Annotated in this window: 1 protein-coding gene; it reads right to left on the reverse strand. The window is 59.9% G+C overall.

Annotation, left to right across the window (positions count from 1 at the left end):
• On the reverse strand, positions 1 to 119 hold a 119-nt coding region (locus tag AS026_RS43535), incomplete at its 3' end, for a transposase (RefSeq protein WP_245307537.1).
• Positions 120 to 309: the final 190 nt, after the last annotated feature.

A 309-nucleotide genomic window follows, 5' to 3' on the forward strand; every position in this document is an offset into this window, starting at 1 on the left:
GTCAGGGGCGCAACAGCGCCCGATGCCAGTGCCGTGCGACGCCATCCATAAAGCTGTGACGGATCTAAGCCTTCAGACCGGGCAACCGCCGAGACGTTCGCTCCCGGCTGCAGCGCCATGGCCAGGATCCGCGCCTTTTCGTCGTCCGACCACTCACGTGGCTTGCGTCTTCTTCGCACCGGCTCCGCGGTCAAACCTCAAAGGTTCGAGGGTGATTCACACTGTCGCTCATAAGATTCTCCACATGACTCATGCAGAAAATCGCCGATCACCAGTTCGAAAGATACGTGGGGTGGCCTACGCGCTTAC

Source organism: Rhizobium altiplani, assembly GCF_001542405.1.
Lineage (GTDB): Bacteria > Pseudomonadota > Alphaproteobacteria > Rhizobiales > Rhizobiaceae > Rhizobium > Rhizobium altiplani.